Here is a 19,989-nt window from a genome sequence, read left to right on the forward strand (position 1 = left end):
GGAAATAGACTGTGCTATAATATCGGGCTAAGAATTTTGTGCCTAATTTTGATTGAGAGTAATTCACGTGGAAATTAATCCGTATCTAAACCAATTAAAAGACTTAAACGAACGTGGTCAAACACTACGGGGGTATCTTTGACTACGATCTGAAAAAAGAGCGTTTAGAAGAAGTCCTGCGTGAATTAGAAGATCCAACCATCTGGAATGACCAGAGTCGTGCCCAAGCGATGGCCAAAGAGAAAGGCGAGCTTGAAAATGTATTAAATGTGCTGGATCGCTTAAGTACCCAGCTTGAAGATGCACAGGCTTTGCTTGATCTGGCGGTTGAAGCGGATGATGAAAGCTTGCTAGAAGATGTACAGGCTGAACTGAGCACGGCTGAAGAAGAACTGGCCAAGCTTGAATTCCGCCGTATGTTCAATAATCCGATGGATCCAAATCCTTGCTATCTGGAAATTCAAGCTGGTTCAGGCGGTACAGAAGCACAGGACTGGGCGTCTATGTTGCTACGTATGTATCTACGCTGGATTGAACGTCATGGCTTTAAAGCAGAAGTGATGGAAGAATCTGATGGCGATGTTGCCGGGATTAAATCTGCGACGATTCGTGTGGAAGGTGAGTACGCCTACGGCTGGTTACGTACCGAATCTGGTGTACACCGTTTAGTGCGTAAGTCGCCCTTTGACTCGGGCAACCGTCGTCATACCTCGTTCTCTGCCGTGTTTGTGTCACCGGAAGTTGATGACAATATCGAAATTGAAATCAATCCGTCCGATGTTCGTACCGATACTTATCGTGCATCAGGGGCGGGTGGTCAGCATATTAACAAAACAGATTCTGCCGTGCGTTTAACCCATGCACCGACCGGAATTGTGGTGGCCTGTCAGAACCAGCGTTCACAACATGCCAACCGTGACCACGCCTGGAAGCAGTTACGTGCCAAACTTTATGAGCTCGAGATGAGCAAACGTAACGAAGCGGCACAAGCACTGGAAGATTCCAAGTCTGATATCGGCTGGGGTAGCCAGATCCGTTCTTATGTCCTGGATGATTCACGTATTAAGGATTTGCGTACAGGTGTGGAAAATTCCAATACTGGCGCAGTTCTGGACGGTGATCTGGACAAATTTATCGAAGCAAGCTTGAAACAGGGCTTGTAAGAAGTTGTTTAAATAGCTGGCGTAACCAAGCTTGTACAGATTGTGACTCTTATATCTAAATTATTCGATATATAAATCGTAAAAATACGATATAATGGTCGCAGATGCTGAATAAAGTTTCGTTGCGCCACTGATTGTGATGTGCCTATGGACCTTGATCTAATTTTTAAAGCCTTAGCCAATCCGACCCGTCGACAAATTCTGGAGTGGTTAAAATCTCCGGAGCAATATCTGTCTGCGGAAGAGTGTGGTGGCTTTCAACGTGGGGTCTGTGCAGGTCAAATTGAACGTTTGGGCCAGGTTTCCCAGTCCACCATGTCCAATCACCTGTCGGTGTTACAGCAGACTGGCCTGATCACTGCGACCAAGCATGGACAGTGGTCATATTTCTCCCGCAATGAAACTTTGATTCAACAATTTATCGAACACCTACAACAACACCTTTAACAGGTGGGAGTAACGATGGCTGAATTAAATTCTCCTTTAACGCTCGGTGCGTTAGAGCTTAAAAACCGTGTCATCATGGCGCCGCTGACCCGTAACCGCGCAACTGCTGATCGCGTTCCAACCCCAATGATGGTTGAATACTATGCGCAACGTGCAAGTGCTGGCCTGATTATTTCTGAAGCCACAGTGATTTCTGAAGAAGCCAATGGCTATTTAAATACTCCAGGATTGTTTACCGATGCTCAGGTCGAAGGCTGGAAAAAGGTTACTCAAGCGGTTCATGAGAAGGGCGGTCTGATTGTTGCCCAGCTTTGGCATGTTGGTCGTGTATCGCATCCGGATCTGTTAAATGGTGAAACACCAGTCTCTGCAAGTGCAGTACAACAGGCGGGTCATGTCAGCTTGTTACGTCCAAAACGTCCATACGTTACGCCACGTCCTTTGGAAGTTTCTGAAATTCATGCCATTACCGAGCAATATAAGCAAGCCGCGATTCGTGCTAAAGAAGCCGGTTTTGATGGTGTTGAATTACATGCTGCCAATGGTTATCTGATTGACCAGTTCTTGCAAAGCAAAACCAATCAGCGTGAAGATGAATACGGCGGTTCAGTGGAAAATCGTACACGTTTCCTGCTAGAAGCAACTGATGCACTGATTGAAGTATGGGGCGCAGATCGTGTAGGGGTGCATTTTGCGCCGCGTTGTGATGACCATGACATGGGCGACAATGATCCACGTGAAACATTTGGCTATGCCATGGAGCAGCTGGGTAAGCGCAAGATTGCCTTCTTCTTTACCCGTGAATATCTGGCAGAAGACAGTATTTCTGAATATATGAAAGAGCGTTCAGGTGGAGTGCCTTATATTGCCAATATGCAACTAAGTCGTAAAGATGCGATTGAGCTGTTGGCATCAGGCAAGGCTGATGCGGTGGCTTTTGGTAAGGCTTATATTGCCAATCCGGATCTATACGAACGTCTGCTCGAAGATGCGCCGCTGAATGAACTGAAGCTGGAAAATATGATCGGAACCAATGTCGCGGAAGGCTATATTGATTATCCGACATTGGCTGAAGCAGAAGCTTTAACTACAGTAGAGTAATCTAAAAATGAGCCACATTGATTAACATGTTGATGTGGCTCTGCTATATTCTGCCCATTGAATCTTTGGACAGGGGCGCAATGTGGCCACTCCATTTTGGTATAACGCAGCCTTGGCGCTGGTTAAACCCTTATATCAATCGCGTATCCGTAAACGTGCGACCGATCCTGAACAATTACAACAAGAACTGACAGAACGTTTCGGCCCGTTTCAGCCACCCAAAAACCTGCATGCCATCTGGTTTCATGTGGTGTCGGTGGGTGAAACCAATGCTGCCCAACCGTTAATTGAACATTATTTAAAACTTGGCCATCCGGTGCTGGTCACCAATACCACCAAAACCGGTCAGGCACGCGCTAAATCACTTTTTTTAAAAGCGCCTTATCTCGATTTGTTTCAAGCCGTGTATTTGCCTGCTGACCAGAAAACTTTAATTCGTGAATTTTATCAAAAATATCAGCCGAAACTTTTATTGCTGATGGAAACTGAACTTTGGCCGAATCTGCTGGATCAGGCACCCCAGTTTAATGTGCCAAGTGTATTGTTGAATGCGCGTCTGTCCGAAAAATCCGCCAAAGGCTATGCCAAGGTTAAAGGTTTGTCCCGTGGCATGCTCAATAATTTAACTGGTCTTTTGGCACAGGATACAGCCACCCAGCAACGTTATATCCAGTTGGGAATCGCAGCTGAAAAAACCCAAGTTTTGGGCAATATCAAATTTGATATTACTGCGCCCGAGCGCTTTATTCATCAGGCAGATCAATTGAAACAGGAGTGGCAGTTAGGGGGGCGAAAGATCGTCACGTTAGCTAGTACTCATGCTCCTGAAGAAAAAGAAATTCTGAGTGTTTTAAAAGCTGCTTTAGAAGCTGATCCATATTTGGTCTGTATTGTGGTACCGCGCCATCCGGAACGTTTTGATGAGGTGTTCCAAGCTGCACAGTCTTTGGGATTGAAAATCCAGCGTCGAAGTCTAGGTCAACATATTAAAGCAGATACCCAGGTTTATTTGGCCGATTCGATGGGTGAAATGTGGCTTTGGTATGCTTTGAGTCAGGCATGTTATGTGGGTGGTTCTTTAAATGAACCAGGTGGTGGACATAATATTTTGGAGCCGATTGCGCTGAATGTGCCGACTGTTTTAGGCAAAAACTATTTTAATTTTCAGACTATCGTGGATGAGTTCGTTCAGGCAGACGCAGTCGCAGTGGTGCAGGATGCCCAGCAGGCTGCAGAGGTATTACTGGAACTTTTGCAAGATCAGGTTAAGGCGGAAATCTTGAATGCGGCAGCGCAGCAAATTATGCAGTTAAATACGGGATCGCTTGCCAAGCATATTCAGGTGATTGATCAGTATTTATAATTTTTGGTCATTCCCTCATTTATCATGTTTGATCGAAATATTCATTCGTAGGGGATACCTACTTTTCAGAGATGAAAAGTAGCAAAAATCTTTTGTATCACTGAAGGGATGTCCTTATCCCTCAGTGATACGGGCGGCATCCCTGCCACCAATCGTGATAGCTGATTGTAATTATAGTCTGGTCAGAAACCTTATTTTTTTCATCTTTTAACTCTTCACTTCTTATTTTTTTGAACTTGATCATTATGAATATCGTCCTGCTTGATCCACGTCAAACCGAAGCTGAATTCTGGTCGATTAGCTCAACTAGGCAACTGGAACATCTGCAGCAGCATCTACAAATTCAAGTGGGAGATACTTTAAAAGTCGGAATTCGGGAAGGTCAGCGTTACCTGACGGAAATTGTCGAAATCTCTGAAAAAGCAGCGCGCTTGAAACCACTGCAAGAAGAAGCGGTTCCAGAAAAATTGCCAGTGACTTTAATCGTCGCCTTGCCACGTCCGAAAGTGCTGCGCCGTCTGATTATGGATAGTGTCACTTTGGGCGTTGAAAAAATCATTTTACTGCATAGCTATCGTGTCGATAAAAGCTATTGGCAAACTCCATTTTTACAGCAGTTAAATCATTATATCGAGCTGGGACTGGAACAGGCAGGCGATACGGTTGCTCCGAAAATCGAGCTGTATAAACGCTTTAAACCCTTTGTTGAAGATATCTTGCCGGGTTTGATTAGTGCGGATGGTCCGGCTTATGTGGCACATCCTTATGCAGAGCAAGCGATGCCTTTTGCGATTGAGCATCCCTGTACGATTGTTATTGGTCCGGAGGGTGGATTTATTCCATATGAAGTTGATTTACTCATCAAAAACGGCTGCCAGGCTGTGAGTCTGGGCAACCGTATTATTCGTACAGAAACTGTGATTCCTTATGTTTTAGGTCGACTGTTTAGCACGTGCTGAAGCTTCTTCATTGTCTTCGCCACGATAGACTTTGACTTCCTGTACCGGATAAGGAATCGAAATATTATGCTCAGCAAAAGCCTGAATCACCCGTTCCTGCACCGCACTGATTGAAGTTCCGGTGCCGGTTTCAGTGGTATCGACCCACCAGAAAGCTTTTAGGGTAATAGAAAAGTCAGCCAGCGCCGTTACGTTGACACTAAAGCCTGGCTGGCTCAGGATGGTTGGATCTTTATCTAAAATAGCGGTGATCAGGTCCTTGGCTTTCTGGATGTCATCTTCATAGCCGATGCCCACCACGAATTCGCAGCGGCGACGGGTATAGGCGGTATTGACTGTGACCGCACTGGTGTAGACCGTGGCATTTGGAATCACGATACGGCGGCCATCTGGTGAGCGTAAAAAGGTCGCACGAATCTGGATATCTTCAACGGTACCTTCCATGCCATTCACGATAATGTCATCGCCAATCTTGAACGGTTCACTGAGCAGAATCAACACGCCAGAGAGCAGGTTCTGGAAAATATCCTTGAAGGCAAAACCGATCGCGACCGAACCAATCCCGAGGGCACTCATCAGCTGACCTGGGGTAAAGCCAGGAACAGCAATCACCAGTCCAATCAGAATACCAAAGAAAATAATAAAGGTACTGCCGACACGGTTGAGTACCAACACCAGATTCTGACGGGTATAAGAGCGGTTTTCCAAAGTTTTACGTACGAAAAACTTGAAGACTTTGGAGAGTAACCAGAAAATCGTAATTACGATCAGTGCGATACAGAAATAAGGCACACGTTCCCAGAAACCTTCCATGATCTTGTCAATGGTGCTGTAGGCATCATTATACTTGGCGGTATGTTCAATCACGGTCTGGGTCGTTTTCTCAGTTGCCTGATGTAACAACTCCGTGGTGCCCTCAGTTACCTGGCTTAAGGTATTGTTTTGCTCTGCCACAAAAATTCCACAATTCAAATTTCGCCTATTTTGCCTGATGTTCAGCAAAAAATTAATAAGGACTCGAAGTCACCAGTAGATAATTTTAAAAATAACGGCGCTGTTGTTAAAAGTATTTGGTGGTTTTTTGCATCATTTCCGTGGGGGTAGGGGTTTGTTCTTCACCGCTCATATAACTGAATAAAGCGATAGATCCCAACAAGCTAAGCAGGGTCAGGATAATCATCAGCCAGGCCAGAATTTTTTCCCAGAGCAAGGTCATCCGTGCCGGACCATACTGATTAGTGCCTCGATCGCCCGAACCAAAAACGATATAAAGCCATACAAAAATGTTTACTAGCGGCAGCAAAAATAATAGCGCCCACCAGCCACTGCGGTTCATATCATGCAAACGGCGAACGGTCACCACTAAAGCGAAATACACATAGACCAGAACCATGGCCAGTACAACAATACTGGCCAAACCTTGCAGTGAAATCAGCCAGTTGGGATCCATGGAGTGGGTAGAAATATTCACAATATCAATGCTGAGACCCAGTGCGATACTGCCAAATAAAAAAATGAAATACAGAAATGCCGACCAGGCAATAAAGCTCAAGCGTCCGAAGCGGCCTTTCATCGAAAGGGGATGATCCGATGCAGGCAGCGCAGGCGGGCTAAAGTAGGGAGATTCAGGCGATTTCATAAAGCGTATCCTGCTAAATCAGATGAAATAACCACAAGCGGTCAATTTTATTTTTAAGGGCTGTGCTACAGATCATACACATTTGCGCAGAAGATTCTGTACTGTAAGTTGTGGTTTATTTTGATTGAATTTGTATAAATAATCTACGACGAAAGCATGATTGCCGGATTTGAAATAAGCAGGCCATACTGCCATTATGCATAAAAAACAATCAACAACGCAGCATTAACCTCTCGTGATGAGATAGAACAAAATCAAGGAAGTGACCTATGCAAGAGATCTATCCAGTACCCGAAGAATTTAAAAAAACAGCACGTACGCTCGAAGACCAGTACTTTGAACGTTATCAATATTCTATAGAACAGCCAGATAAATTTTGGGCAGAACAGGCGCAACGTCTGGACTGGATCAAGCCCTTTACCCAAGTCAAAAATACCAGCTTTAACAAAGACGATTTTAAAATCGAATGGTTTGCCGATGGTCAGCTCAATGTCAGTGCCAACTGTCTGGATCGGCACCTGAAAGAACATCCTTATAAACCGGCCATCATCTGGGAAGGGGATCATCCTTCGCGGCACAAGATTATTTCCTTTGCCGAGCTGCATGATGAAACCTGCCGTTTTGCCAATGTGCTGAAGAAAAATGGCATCCAGAAAGGCGACCGGGTCATGCTGTATATGCCGATGGTTTCTGAAGCTGCGATTGCTATGTTGGCCTGTGCCCGGATCGGGGCGGTGCATTGCGTGGTATTTGGTGGTTTCTCGCCAGATTCTTTGGCCAGCCGGATTGAAGACTGTCAGGCGAAAATGGTGATTACTGCGGATTCCGGCATGCGCGGCGGTAAGGCCATTCCACTGAAAGCCAATGTCGATGAAGCACTGAAACTGGCGGGTACAGACTCGATTCAAAATGTAATGGTGGTACACCGCACCGGTAACCCAATTGAAATGCAGGAAGGACGTGATCTGTGGTATCACACGGAAATTATGTCAGTGAATGACATCTGTCCACCCGAACCGATGAATGCCGAAGATCCGCTGTTTATCCTGTATACCTCAGGTTCCACCGGCAAGCCCAAGGGCGTGATGCATAGCACCGGCGGTTATCTGACCTATGTGAATTGCACCTTCCGTGAAGCATTTGATATCAAGCAGGATGATGTATTCTGGTGTACCGCAGATGTGGGCTGGATCACCGGGCATTCCTATGTACTGTATGGGCCACTCTCGAATGGGACCACCACCGTGATGTTTGAAGGTGTGCCGCAATATCCAAGCTGGGCGCGTACTGGACATATTGTTGATAAGCATAACGTGACCATTCTCTATACTGCACCGACCGCGATCCGCGCCATGATGCGTGAGGGCGATGCTTTTGTACGGGAAAGTGACCGTAGCAGCCTGAGAATTTTAGGATCGGTCGGTGAGCCAATTAATCCGGAAGCCTGGAACTGGTACTACACCGTGGTCGGTGAAAGCCGCTGTCCCGTCATCGATACCTGGTGGCAAACCGAAACTGGCGGTTTTATGATTACGCCCTTGCCGGGTGCGACTGATTTAAAACCGGGTTCTGCGACACGACCTTTCTTCGGCGTACAACCAGCTATTGTTGATGCCGATGGCAAGGAACTGGAGGGTGAAGCTGAGGGAAATCTGGTGATTAAGGATTCCTGGCCGGGTCAGATGCGTACCATTTGGGGAGACCCGGAGCGTTTTATTGAAGCTTATTTCTCTACCTATCCCGGTACTTATTTTACCGGAGATGGGGCGCGTCGCGATAAAGATGGTTATTACTGGATTACCGGTCGTGTCGATGATGTCCTGAATGTGTCCGGACATCGTCTAGGTACGGCAGAAATTGAAAGTGCACTGGTGGCGCATGAATCGGTGGCTGAGGCCGCTGTAGTGGGTATGCCGCATGATATTAAAGGTCAGGGCATTTGTGCCTTTGTGACTTTGCAGGCTGATGTTGCCAGTTCAGATCAATTACGTGGAGAACTGGTCAGCTGGGTACGCAAGATTCTTGGTCCAGTGGCTACACCAGACGCCTTGCACTGGGCACCGGCCTTGCCAAAAACCCGCTCCGGCAAAATCATGCGGCGGATCCTGCGAAAAATTGCAGCCGATGAGCTGGATAGTCTCGGAGATACTTCAACCCTGGCTGAACCGCAGGTGGTGGATCATTTGATCGCAGAGGTACAGCGTAATAACGCTTAAATTTAAGCTTTTCCAATACCGGCATCCCGCCGGTATTTTTATATCGGGAATAAGCTCTGCATGCTTTCGGATATAGTGACAGGCTGCAATCTGCTAAGCTCAAGCCATGCTGAATATAGGTCCAAAAACAATGAATATACGACAATCATATCTCGATCAGTTGCCCTTAGAGATTGCCCGGCAACTGGCTGAAACTTTCGCCCAGACTGCAGCAGAACGGGATAAACAGGGGGGGAATCCCAAAGCCGAACGTGACCTGATTCGCCAGAGTAGCTTGCTTGGCCTGTCTATTCCGAAGCACTATGGTGGTCAGGGTGCCGACTGGCAGACCATTTTTAGCACCATTCAGACCATTGCCCAAGTCGACAGTTCATTGGCGCATGTCTATGGCTTTCATCATTTGCTGATTGCGACCGTGCAATTATTTTCCCAATCGGAACAATATGGCCCGTGGTTTGAACAGACTGCCCAAAATAATCTATTCTGGGGTAATACTCTAAATCCGCTGGACCATCGCACCACAGTTACAAAAGTTTCAGAAAACGAATATATTTTCCATGGTGATAAAAGCTTCTGCTCAGGTTCGATTGATTCGGATATGTTGCTGTGTTCAGGTTATGACGAAGCAGGAAAATTACTGATAGGAGTGATTCCTACCTGGCGAGAGGGCGTGAGCTTTCTGGGCGACTGGAACAATATGGGCCAACGCCAGACCGACAGTGGTACCAGCCATTTTGAGCAGGTCAAAATTCATGAAGATGAATTGCTGTTAAATCCCGGTCCACTGAGTACGCCATATTCCAGTCTACGGCCTTTGATTGCCCAGCTGATTTTTGTGCATCTGTTTTTGGGCGTGGCAGAAGGGGCATTTGACGTCGCCAAGCAGACCGTACAAACCCAAAAAGCCTGGTCCAAATCACTGGCAGACGATGCAGTGAATGATCCTTTTATCCAGAAGCATTTTGCCGAGTTTTATGTACAACTGGAAAGTGTACGCTTACTGGCAGATAAAGCGGTTCAGACTTTACAGGCAGCCTGGGAGCTTGGGAATGATTTAACAGCTGAGCAGCGCGGTGAAGTCTCAGTTGCCATTGCCACAGCCAAAATTGCCGCAACCAATACCTCTCTCTATATTACCCAGAATATTTTCCAGGTGATGGGTGCGCGGGCCACCACGGCCAAGCTCAATCTTGACCGTTTCTGGCGCAATGTCCGCACCCAGACCTTGCATGACCCGATCGATTATAAATATCAGGAAGTGGGGGAATGGGTGCTGACTGGAAAAGTGCCTGATCCGAGTTTTTATTCCTGATCTAAAAATAAAACAGCCTCTTTATCGGAGGCTGTTTTTATTCGGGATGAAAAAATTTGGTTTTAAATATGCTTAAACGCCTCAATCGCTCTTACACGAGAGGCTTTCAAATCCACAATCGGTTTTGGATAATCCAGTTCAAGATCCGGATTTTTGGCATAGGGTTCGTGAATGCTTTTGGCATCCAGATGCGCCAGTTCCGGCACCCATTGACGGATGTAATCTCCATTCGGATCAAACTTCTGTGATTGGCTGACCGGGTTAAAAACCCGGAAATAGGGTACCGCATCCATACCCGTCGAGGCACACCATTGCCAACCGCCATTGTTCGCCGCCAGATCACCATCAATCAGATGCTGCATGAACCAGCTTTCTCCCAGACGCCAGTCAATCAGCAGGTTTTTACATAGAAACATCGCAGTAATCATACGCACCCGGTTATGCATCCAGCCAGTAGCCCGTATCTGCCGCATACCAGCATCGACAATTGGAATCCCGGTGTGTCCTTGCTGCCAGGCGGCCAAATCTTCAGGTGCATTGCGCCACTGGATATTATCGGTATTTTCCTTAAAAGGCCGATGTCTGGATACACGGGGAAAATCAAACAGGGTATGCAGATAAAATTCGCGCCAGAGCAGTTCATCCAGCCAGGTCTGCTGACCGATATCATCAATCTGGAAATATCCGTCCTTAAACAGGGTCTGCATACATTGACGGATTGAGAGAATACCGATATTCAGATACGGTGACAGGCGGCTGGTACCATCAACTGCAGGTAAATCACGCTCGGTTTTATAGTGAGCCATTTTCTCCCCGATAAAGTCATCGAGCAGCTCAATGGCAGCTTGATCCTGCGCAGGCCAGAGCTGGGCAGTATGGTCAACAGAATAATCAGCCGCAAATTTTCCCAGATCAAAATTGTTCAGCTGATCCGGTAATTCAAGCAGATCTTGAGGCTGAATGGCAGGATAGCAGCCCGGTATATCCTGAATCAGTCGCTCATAGCATTTTTTCTTGAATGCGCTATAGACCTGATAGGGTTGATTGGACTGATTGCGGATACTGGTCAGTGGAAACAGGCTGCGATCATGATACAGCTCGACCCGGATCTGCTGCTGTTCCAGCATCTGCTGTACCTTTGCATCACGTTGCAGTTCATTCACGCCCACCTCAATATTGGCATGTAGCGTATCAATCCGCAGTTTTTGACACAGGTTTAGCATTTCGGCCGGCAGGTCTTGCCATAAGGGAATATTTAAAATGATTAATGGAATATTCAGCTGCGCTAACTGCTGCTTTAAGATGCCGAGGCGGCGCAGATAAAAATCAATTTTAGTCCGGGCATCCTGATGCAGCTTCCATTGTTCGGGAGAGAGAACCACCAGTGCTATACAGCTGCCTTGCTGGGTGGCATGCCAGAGCGCGGCATGATCATGAATGCGGAGGTCTTGACGAAACCAGATCAGTTGCATTGTTCAAATTCTTGGAAAGTCGTTAGTGCAGAATTTTAAGGAATTGATGATCTTAAACCTAGCCAGACAACAATTTTATCACATAAAAAAATCCCCCCAAGCCGAGCCTTGAGGGAGGGAGTGAATCTGCTGAGATTTATTGGAATGATTATACGAGCTCAGCTTCTTCTTGCTGCACAGGGGTTGCCTGTTGTGCTTCAAGCTCACGGACCAAAGGCAGCACTTTCTGGCCAAAATATTCGATTTCTTCAATAAAATGCAGGAAGCCTGAGAGAATCAGATCGACACCGACTTTCTTCAGTTCGATAATCCGTTCAGCAATCTGCTGCGGTGTCCCGATCAGATTAGTGCGGAAACCATCATTGTATTGCACCAGATCTTCAAAGGTGGATTGGGCCCAGTTGCCTTCACCTTCCTGACTTGCTGCGCCGGCTTCACGGGTGGCTTCACCAAAAGACTTCACTGCCTGAACGTTGGCCTTGCTAATAATTTCCTGCAATACGGCCTGCGCTTCTTCTTCGCTATCCCGTGCAATCACAAAGGCATTCACACCAATTTTCACAGAGTGATGATTTGCTTTGGCTTTTTCACGAATATCATCGATCTGTTTTTTCAGTTCTTCCGGGGTATTGCCATTGGTGAAGTACCAGTCAGATACACGGGATGCCATATCACGTGCTGCCCGGGAACTGCCGCCCTGAAAGATTTCTATATGAGGCTTCTGCAATGGTTTAGGACTCAGGGTATAGTCTTTAAATTGATAATATTTACCTTCAAAATTAAAGTTGTTCTGGGTCCAAACCCCTTTTAGGCTACGGATAAACTCTTCCGAACGGGCATAACGCTCGTCATGTTCCGGCCACTCTTCCCCAATCGCATCAAACTCGCCGCGGAACCAGCCACTGACCACATTGATCGCAATCCGGCCATTGCTCAGATGATCAATCGTCGCCAGTTGTTTGGCGGCCAGTGCCGGCTTCCATGGACCCGGTAGAATCGCGGCAATGACTTTCAAACGTTCTGTTTTGGCCAGAATGCCATGACTGAAGCTGACCGATTCATGCTGGTTTTCTGCATTATAACCCGCGGTAAAACGGATCTGGGTCAGAGCATAGTCAAAGCCTGCCTGTTCAGCGGTTTGTGCCAGACGCACGTTATAGTCATAGCTCCAGTCGGTGCGCTGCTCGATGTTACTGACCACCAGGCCACCACTGACATTCGGCACCCAATAGGCAAATACGATATTTTTATCATTCGACATATTCATCACCCTCTGCAATGCTGTGTTCAAGCCACTTGAGTCTTTGATGCTTTCTTGCTGTGCAAGCGCGATTCTGCGGCATCCAGGCTCGGCACGGCTGCTGAAGGCAGCACTTCTTCCTGTTCGATCTGCTTGTTAATGCCCAGATTTTGACTCGCCTGAAGGGTTTTTTCTTTAATGACTTCAGCACGTTGTCCTTTGGCCGGCGCCCATTCAAGAATCGGCAATGCACGCGCCACAGCCAGGGTAATCCTGTCGCGTAGCAATTCGCTATGAATGGTATATGCAGGGGTGAAATCGCGGTCGGTGGCATAGACGCCAATCGGTAAAGTCTGTGCCTGAAAGAAGCTGAATAAGGGACGCAGTTGATGTTCAAGCACCAGCGCATGACGGTCACTGCCACCAGAAGCCGCCAATAAGACAGGAACATCGACCAGCGCCGTTTGCTCAACAAAGTCAAAGAAATGCTTGAACAGGCCGGTAAATGAAGCGCGGTAAACTGGGGTGCCGACAATCAGCGCATCTGCGGCTTCTACTGCTGCCAGATCATCCTGAACGCGTTGCGGCAATTGATTGCGGTAAATTGCACCGCCCAAGAGCGAACCAATTTCGCTAAATTTAATGAAATGCACATTGATTGGTGTTGCTTCACCCAGCTCATCCAGAATGGCCTGAACCAAGGCTTCGGTTTTTGAGGGGTGATTTAAACCGCCAGATACGGCAACAATATTTAAGGGTTTTTGCGCATTAAAATTAGACATATTTAGAACCTGAAAATAGGGTTAATCTCGGAATGACCCTATTAATCCCGATTCAGCGAAGGGCTGTAAAATAACGAAAAGCTGAAAAGTTATCTGATTTTGCGATATACGACAAAGGCCTGATTCTTAAGGAGGGTTTTGTATATAAGTGAATGATATTTATATTTATATTGAATAAAGATAAGCTTTTTCAGTGAGGAATAAGTGATATATAAAAAAGTGATGAGAATTAAACAATTATTGCAATAGTGCAAAAATGGGCAATTTTGAAGAAAAACTGCATATTATTTTAAAAATTGTAGTGTCTTGCATATCCTTAACCGGGTTGTGTGGTTAGAATAGGGGCTACCGTGCCAAGATCTCTCTCACGTTGCCTATGAATATTTTAATCGTTGATGATCATCCACTATTTCGTCATGCTTTGATTCAAGCTGTACGTTATAGCCTGCCACAAGCCCAGATTCATGAAACTGCGGCAGTCAATGAATTTTATGAACGTCTAGAAAATGGCCCTGAGCCTGATCTTGTGCTGCTGGATTTAAACCTGCCGGGCGCTTCCGGCTTTTCTGCCCTGGTGCATGTCCGCGCACAATATCCGTCTTTACCGATTATTGTCGTGTCTGCGCATGAAGAAGTCAGCATCATCCAGCGTGCGATCGCACATGGTGCGATGGGCTATATTCCTAAATCTGCCCACCCAAGCCATATCGGTGAAGCGATTCGTGAAGTGCTGGAAGGTGAAATCTGGTTACCGCCAAATCTGCCGGCCAATATGAATTTTGATCCGCGTGCTGCCGATGAAACGGCTTTGGCAGAACGGATCCAGTCTTTGACGCCGCAACAGTTCCGGGTATTGATGATGGTGGCTGAAGGTTTATTAAACAAACAGATTGCTTATGAACTGGATGTGTCAGAAGCGACGATTAAAGCGCATGTGACGGCAATCTTCCGTAAGCTTGGGGTACAGAACCGGACTCAGGCGGTATTGGCCATTAATGCACTGAATATTGAAGACCGCAAAATGTAAGTTTTGCATAGCCGAATTGAAAAAGACCTCCTTGGAGGTCTTTTTTTATGGGCGAAATCTGCAAAAATGAGTGCAAAGGCCTGAGTCAGCTAGGCGATATAATCCTGTTTGCGGGTGAAATCATCACAAAACAAAGGATTTAAGGCACATTGCAATTCATCAATCTGCTCTTCGGTGACATAACCTTTCGACTTCAGATATTCCGCCACGCGATCATCACGCAGACTCAGGAAAGTCGCATCATAAACACCAAGATCCACAAACAGTGCTGCAGTTTCCAGACTGTTAAAACGATCTAGATAAACTTCATTGTCATACATCAGGAAGACATGTTCGTCGCGCGTATTCGGATCGACATGTAAACGTTGCGCCAGTTCATGTGGGCAGGTTTTGATAAATAACAGATCAGACAGCTCATCGAACTGGCTGGTGTCCAGGCAATCTTCTTCATTTTTGACCTTACCCAGCCAGGCCTTAAAGACCAGTACTGCGCCACCACGCAGCAACATGCTCCAGATCTGATGACGGGTTTTTGCCGGAAGATCCTCTGTTTCAGCTTCTAAAGACTGAATCAGCTTGTCTTCCTGTTCAGCAATCTTTTCAAAGAGGCCCAGACCTTGCGGCTTGTAGGCATAAGGTTCGAAGACATCAAAATGTAATTCATCAAAGACTTGCAGTGCCAAGGGGACTGCACTCTGATACAGCGTTTCCAGTGCCTGATACTGGGCATCATTCAGCTTGCTGTATTTAAAGATCTGTGCCCAGTCAATGCTTGGCAATAAGGCGTTGGCGCCATATTGACGGTGAAACTGCTGGGTCTGATTCAGGCCTTGGTTTTGATCTATGTTCATGTGAAGAACTCCGATATGCAGAAATAGATCAGCGACCAAAAAAATTAAGGCTACATGAGATGGAAACTGATCGTTTCTTATTCCTCTATTTTTAGAGCCAAGTACAAGGGATAAAAATACGACTAAAGTTATAGTAGTGGAAAATTACTCTTTAATTTTTATTAAAAACAATAAGATAATTAATTGTAACTAAGTGTACACATGTACATTAATACATTCGTCAGTTTTTGCCATAGTGAATTAAAAAATGAGCATTTTGGTCAATTTATTCAGCTGTATTTTCGGCATATTTGCTGCTTTTAGCACATTAGAATAAATTTTATGCAAGCTAGGTAAGTTTATGTGGCAGTTGAGTATAAAAAATGCCCATTTCAGGGTGTGAAATGGGCATTGATCAGATCGTTATCTACTTAGGAGTCGGAAATTTTCAGTCCAGATAACCATGAACGTAATGAGGCCGGTTTCAGCGGTTTTTTCAGCAGAACAATGTTTAGCTCTTTTAGACGTTGCGGCAATTCCGGATCGGAATCGGCGGTAATCAACGCGACCGGAATATCCTTCGAACGATGTTCCAGAATGAAATCCAGACCGATCTTGTCCTGATTCAGATGTTGATCCACCAGCCAGACCTGAATATTTTCCTGCTGAATCAGCATGGCTGCTTGTTCAGGTTCAGTGGCTTTAAACACCTGATAACCCCATTTGGTCAATAAGGTCGACATGCCTTCCAGAATGGTTTCATCATTATCCAGACACAGAATCTTAAAGGCCTTGCTCTTTAAAGGTACGGCCTGAACCGGTGCTGCGACAACTTTTGGTGCTTCGATCACAGGCACTTCAATCATAAAGCAGGAACCTTTACCCAGCGCAGAAGACACATGTACCGGATAGTCCAGCATGCTGGTCATGCGTTGTACGATCGCCAAACCTAGGCCCAGACCCTGTTCACCCCAAGGCGAGGTGTGGCCGCAACGTTCAAATTCCTGAAACAGTTTGATGCGCTGTTCTTCGGCAATGCCCGGGCCAGTATCCCAGACGCCAATACGGATATGATTCGGTCTGCTGCTCGAACGTAATACACCGACCACCACTTTACCTCTGGCAGTATAACGCAACGCATTGCTGACAAAGTTCTGGATAATGCGGCGAATCCATTGTGGATCGGTATCAATCCAGAACTGTGCATCATGCACACTGAACTTGATACCACGCTGTGCAGCGATCGATTTGAACTGGAGTTCCAGATCGCTGAGCAGGTCATGCAGCGGATAAGCCTGACGTTTCGGCTGAATGGTGCCGCCTTCCAGTCGGGCAATATCCAGCAGGGCAGACAACATGCTTTCTGCACCATGCAAAGCACGATCCAGTTGTTGTAAGGTCTTGCGGTCTTCATCATTCTGCACGCTTTGTTCGAGTGCGGTACTGAACAGGCGCGCGGCATGCATTGGCTGCAACAGGTCATGACTGGCGGCTGCAATGAAGCGGCTTTTTGACATATTGGCCTTATCGGCCTGTTCACGCGCCAGTTGCTGCTCGGACAATGCATCGGCCAGCTGCTGGGTACGGTCCTGAACGCGGGCTTCAAGCACGGCTTCATTTTCACGGAAGGCAGTAATATCGGCGAAAGTGGTAACGAACCCGCCGCCTTCGATCGGATTGCCGCGCATCTGAATGACGCGGCCATCTTTACGAATCCGTTCAAATTCATGGGCACTGCCGACCTGCATCCAGTGAATCCGTTTCCGTACATGTTCTTCAACCGAGCCCGGGCCACATTCACCACGTTCAGCGTTATAACGGATCAGGTCTGCGATTGGACAACCGACATAGACAATATCGGTCGGATAATCGAACAGTTTCAGATACTGATTGTTCCATGCGACCAGACACATGTTTTCATCGACCACGCTGACCCCTTGGGTCATGTGATCAATCATGGTCATGATCAGGTTCTGATTGAAGCGCTGCCATTGCGAGGCCTGATCGAGAATATTGGCGACCTGACCCAAGGCCAGGCCATTGTTGACCATGGCTGTGGTGAGCAGGGTACGTGCTGAAGCTGCCCCGATAGTCCCCGCCAGATACTGTTCAGTGAAACGCCACCACATGCCATTGGCACTGCTGTTTTCATTCAGTTCAACACTGTTTTGGGTACAAAACTGCTGGAAAGCGCGTGTGGTTGGGCCTTCGCCGGTAATGCGTTTGGCCAGGGTAATCAGGTCACCAACTTTTAAACGGGCGACATCCTGATGCGAATAGCTGACCTCGGTAGAAGGACTCTGCGAGGGTAGTGGCTTGGTTTCATAATAGAAGAAACTTTCGGCCTGAATCTGTTCGGCAATACTCGGACGGAAAATACGGGAAATCCAGATATACAGCAGGGTATTTAAGCCCAGTGCCCAAACTACTCCATGGGTCAGCGGATCAAAAGACTCAAAACCGATCAGGGCTTCCGGTCTTAACCAGTTCCAGCCAAAAGGCCCTTGATTCAGCAAGCTTTGGCTAAAGCTGCTATAGGCTTCTGGCAGGCTTCGCAAAATGGTTGGAAACAGCAGGGTATAAGCCCACAAGGCAAAACCGGTCAGGAGTCCAGCATAGACACCCTGTTTACTACCGCCACGCCAGTACAGGCCACCGATCAGGGCAGGGGCGAATTGTGCCACCGCACTAAAGGCCAACAGACCAAAAACCGACAACTGGTCAATATCATTAAAGAAATTGAAGAACAGGAAGCCCATCAACATCACACCCAGGATACAGACCCGGCGGGTAAATTTCAGCACCAACGGCAAGCGTTTGTCATGCCGGGAAATCAGCTTTAAACGCCACAACGCCGGCATGATCAGGTCATTGCTGAGCATAATTGACAGTGCCACGGAAGACACCAGCAGCATCCCGGTAGAGGCAGAGAAACCACCCAGAAATGCCAATAAGGTCAACCAGTCCTGATTATAGCTAAGTGGTAAGGACAGGACCGCCACATCCGGAATGGCCAGATATTGCGGTGCAGCATGTAGCGCCCAGCTGGCAATTGGAATAATCGCCAAGGTAGTCAGAATCAAATAAACTGCAAACCAACGCCGCGCACCACGAATATGTTTTTCATCACGTAGCTCAACCACAGCTACATGGAACTGACGCGGCAGGCAGATAATGGCCAGTGCCGCGAGCAGGGTCTGAATCCAGAAACTTTGTGGCACGCCAAACAGTTGTACATCATGAAAAGTAGTGCTGATATCGCTACTGATCTGTGCCAGATTTTCTGGTGCTTCAAACATAAAGAAACAGGCAACTGCCAGCAGGGCGAAGAGTTTGACAAAAGACTCAAATGCCACGGCCAGCATCAGGCCGCCATGCTGTTCAGTATTGGCAATCTGCCGGGTACCAAACATCATCGCCAGTATTGCCAGAACCCCAGTCAGAAACAGTACGCCATTGGTCGTGCCGGTTACACCTGCGGAAGGTTCCAGAATGACGGCGGCACTTAAGGCAATCGCACGTAACTGCAAGGCCAGATAAGGCACAATCGCTACCACCGCCAGAATGGTCACCAGCGAGGCGAGGGGACCACTTTTACCATAGCGTGCTGCGACAAAGTCAGCGATCGAAGAAATGGCATGATGCTGTCTCACCCGTCCCAGACGACGCCAGATGTCATAGCCGACGGCAACGAAGAGCAGCGGACCCAGATAGATCGGCAGGAAAATAATGCCTTCACGTACCGCAGCACCCGTGGCGCCATAAAAGGTCCAGGAGGAACAGTAGACGCCTAAAGTTAAACTAAACAATAGCATGCGCCCACGGGTACTCAGCCGGCTGGCATGTTTTTCCCCGTAGAAAGCGCAGATAAAGAGTAATGCGATATAGAGGGCGAGTACCCCTATGATGAGCCAACTGTTCATATAGCCTGATGTGTACTGAGCATGCCGCTATGATAACGCATCGTGAACGCTACAGTTTAAATTGATCATTTTTTAACGACCAAAGTCTAAATTACAAGCACCTACGATTATTGTTAACTTGCAACAGTGATAATTCAAATTAAAAAATAGGCAGCCCAAGGTTGGGCTACAGGAGAGTAATTATGGATGAGGTACAAGTAGATCGTATTCTACAAAATCCAAAATTCAAGGAAATGGTCCGCAAGAAAAGTATGCTCAGCTGGACGTTGACCGGCATTATGCTATTTGTTTATGTGGGTTTCATGTTGCTGGTTGGTTACAACAAAGAATTTCTATTGTCTTCAATTTCAGGTGGTGTGACCACGTGGGGTATTCCACTTGGTCTAGGTATCATTGTCCTGTCGTTTATCTTGTGTGGTGTGTATTCCTACATTGCCAATAACAAACTTGATCAATTGACTGAAGAAGCAATCCGTGAAGTCGAAGCGATTGCGCATGAAAAAGGACACCACTAA

General features: G+C 46.9%; 16 protein-coding genes. 9 read left to right on the plus strand and 7 right to left on the minus strand.

The genetic code is table 11. The features are described from left to right. The first annotated feature begins 67 nt into the window (after positions 1-67). The 5 genes from prfB (at position 68) to F893_RS03470 (ending at position 5,033) form a co-directional block, all read left to right on the plus strand. Positions 68-1,163 (plus strand): peptide chain release factor 2 gene (gene prfB, locus F893_RS03450; protein ID WP_101627160.1). Its coding sequence is split into 2 segments (ribosomal slippage): positions 68-139 and positions 141-1,163, totalling 1,095 coding nucleotides; the frame shifts between segments, so codons are not numbered across the junction. Between the two features lie 147 nt (positions 1,164-1,310). Further along, positions 1,311-1,610, plus strand: a complete 300-nt coding sequence (locus F893_RS03455; protein ID WP_004281346.1) for an ArsR/SmtB family transcription factor — start codon at positions 1,311-1,313, stop codon at positions 1,608-1,610. Positions 1,611-1,625: 15 nt separating this feature from the next. After that, the gene (locus F893_RS03460; RefSeq protein WP_005250347.1) at positions 1,626-2,711 is read left to right on the plus strand and encodes an alkene reductase; all 1,086 of its coding nucleotides are present in this window, start codon (positions 1,626-1,628) and stop codon (positions 2,709-2,711) included. 82 nt (positions 2,712-2,793) lie between these two features. Next, positions 2,794-4,074: a 3-deoxy-D-manno-octulosonic acid transferase gene (locus F893_RS03465; RefSeq protein WP_005250349.1), complete on the plus strand. Its 1,281-nt coding sequence runs from the start codon at positions 2,794-2,796 to the stop codon at positions 4,072-4,074. A 245-nt stretch (positions 4,075-4,319) separates the two neighbouring features. After that, a complete protein-coding gene (locus F893_RS03470) occupies positions 4,320-5,033 on the plus strand; it encodes a 16S rRNA (uracil(1498)-N(3))-methyltransferase (protein WP_005250352.1) in 714 nt (237 codons plus the stop codon). On the opposite strand, the gene F893_RS03475 is transcribed toward F893_RS03470, so the two are convergent. After that, positions 5,007-5,987, minus strand: a complete 981-nt coding sequence (locus F893_RS03475; protein ID WP_005250355.1) for a mechanosensitive ion channel family protein — start codon at positions 5,985-5,987, stop codon at positions 5,007-5,009. The two genes, F893_RS03470 and F893_RS03475, sit on opposite strands and share 27 nt — an antisense overlap. A gap of 106 nt (positions 5,988-6,093) precedes the next feature. Beyond that, a complete protein-coding gene (locus F893_RS03480) occupies positions 6,094-6,672 on the minus strand; it encodes a DUF805 domain-containing protein (RefSeq protein ID WP_005250357.1) in 579 nt (192 codons plus the stop codon). Between the two features lie 269 nt (positions 6,673-6,941). Here F893_RS03480 and acs point away from each other — a divergent pair, with 269 nt between their 5' ends. After that, positions 6,942-8,888 carry an acetate--CoA ligase gene (acs, locus tag F893_RS03485; RefSeq protein ID WP_005250359.1) on the plus strand — a complete coding sequence of 649 codons (1,947 nt, stop codon included), beginning with the start codon at positions 6,942-6,944 and terminating at the stop codon, positions 8,886-8,888. A gap of 130 nt (positions 8,889-9,018) precedes the next feature. Further along, entirely contained in the window at positions 9,019-10,200 is a 1,182-nt protein-coding gene (locus F893_RS03490) for an acyl-CoA dehydrogenase family protein (protein WP_005105355.1), read from the plus strand. 62 nt (positions 10,201-10,262) lie between these two features. Here F893_RS03490 and F893_RS03495 read toward each other — a convergent pair whose 3' ends face one another. From F893_RS03495 to msuE, 3 genes are all read right to left on the minus strand, one after another. Continuing rightward, entirely contained in the window at positions 10,263-11,672 is a 1,410-nt protein-coding gene (locus F893_RS03495; protein ID WP_005250361.1) for a cryptochrome/photolyase family protein, read from the minus strand. A gap of 148 nt (positions 11,673-11,820) precedes the next feature. Further along, the gene (sfnG, locus tag F893_RS03500; protein WP_005105358.1) at positions 11,821-12,933 is read right to left on the minus strand and encodes a dimethylsulfone monooxygenase SfnG; all 1,113 of its coding nucleotides are present in this window, start codon (positions 12,931-12,933) and stop codon (positions 11,821-11,823) included. A gap of 26 nt (positions 12,934-12,959) precedes the next feature. Beyond that, positions 12,960-13,694, minus strand: coding sequence for an FMN reductase (gene msuE / locus F893_RS03505; protein WP_005105359.1), 735 nt, complete (start codon positions 13,692-13,694; stop codon positions 12,960-12,962). A gap of 376 nt (positions 13,695-14,070) precedes the next feature. Here msuE and F893_RS03510 point away from each other — a divergent pair, with 376 nt between their 5' ends. Next, a complete protein-coding gene (locus F893_RS03510; protein ID WP_004281370.1) occupies positions 14,071-14,721 on the plus strand; it encodes a response regulator in 651 nt (216 codons plus the stop codon). A gap of 89 nt (positions 14,722-14,810) precedes the next feature. Here the strand turns inward: F893_RS03510 and F893_RS03515 are convergent, their stop codons facing one another. Both F893_RS03515 and F893_RS03520 read right to left on the minus strand, forming a co-directional pair. Next, complete coding sequence (locus F893_RS03515; protein WP_004281371.1) at positions 14,811-15,572, minus strand: hypothetical protein; 762 nt, start codon at positions 15,570-15,572, stop codon at positions 14,811-14,813. Between the two features lie 410 nt (positions 15,573-15,982). Then, positions 15,983-19,474: a hybrid sensor histidine kinase/response regulator gene (locus F893_RS03520; RefSeq protein ID WP_005108125.1), complete on the minus strand. Its 3,492-nt coding sequence runs from the start codon at positions 19,472-19,474 to the stop codon at positions 15,983-15,985. Positions 19,475-19,656: 182 nt separating this feature from the next. Here F893_RS03520 and F893_RS03525 point away from each other — a divergent pair, with 182 nt between their 5' ends. Next, positions 19,657-19,989, plus strand: a complete 333-nt coding sequence (locus F893_RS03525; protein WP_004281374.1) for a DUF485 domain-containing protein — start codon at positions 19,657-19,659, stop codon at positions 19,987-19,989.

The organism is Acinetobacter sp. CIP 102136 (genome assembly GCF_000369685.1).
Classification (GTDB): domain Bacteria; phylum Pseudomonadota; class Gammaproteobacteria; order Pseudomonadales; family Moraxellaceae; genus Acinetobacter; species Acinetobacter fasciculus.

Bases quoted from the DNA above. Each gene is read 5' to 3' on its own strand.
- msuE (WP_005105359.1), bottom strand. From the start codon at position 13,694: ATGTCTAATTTTAATGCGCAAAAACCCTTAAATATTGTTGCCGTATCT.
- F893_RS03525 (WP_004281374.1), top strand. From the start codon at position 19,657: ATGGATGAGGTACAAGTAGATCGTATTCTACAAAATCCAAAATTCAAG.
- acs (WP_005250359.1), top strand. From the start codon at position 6,942: ATGCAAGAGATCTATCCAGTACCCGAAGAATTTAAAAAAACAGCACGT.
- F893_RS03460 (WP_005250347.1), top strand. From the start codon at position 1,626: ATGGCTGAATTAAATTCTCCTTTAACGCTCGGTGCGTTAGAGCTTAAA.
- F893_RS03495 (WP_005250361.1), bottom strand. From the start codon at position 11,672: ATGCAACTGATCTGGTTTCGTCAAGACCTCCGCATTCATGATCATGCC.
- F893_RS03510 (WP_004281370.1), top strand. From the start codon at position 14,071: ATGAATATTTTAATCGTTGATGATCATCCACTATTTCGTCATGCTTTG.
- F893_RS03455 (WP_004281346.1), top strand. From the start codon at position 1,311: ATGGACCTTGATCTAATTTTTAAAGCCTTAGCCAATCCGACCCGTCGA.
- F893_RS03480 (WP_005250357.1), bottom strand. From the start codon at position 6,672: ATGAAATCGCCTGAATCTCCCTACTTTAGCCCGCCTGCGCTGCCTGCA.
- F893_RS03470 (WP_005250352.1), top strand. From the start codon at position 4,320: ATGAATATCGTCCTGCTTGATCCACGTCAAACCGAAGCTGAATTCTGG.
- sfnG (WP_005105358.1), bottom strand. From the start codon at position 12,933: ATGTCGAATGATAAAAATATCGTATTTGCCTATTGGGTGCCGAATGTC.
- F893_RS03490 (WP_005105355.1), top strand. From the start codon at position 9,019: ATGAATATACGACAATCATATCTCGATCAGTTGCCCTTAGAGATTGCC.
- F893_RS03520 (WP_005108125.1), bottom strand. From the start codon at position 19,474: ATGAACAGTTGGCTCATCATAGGGGTACTCGCCCTCTATATCGCATTA.
- F893_RS03515 (WP_004281371.1), bottom strand. From the start codon at position 15,572: ATGAACATAGATCAAAACCAAGGCCTGAATCAGACCCAGCAGTTTCAC.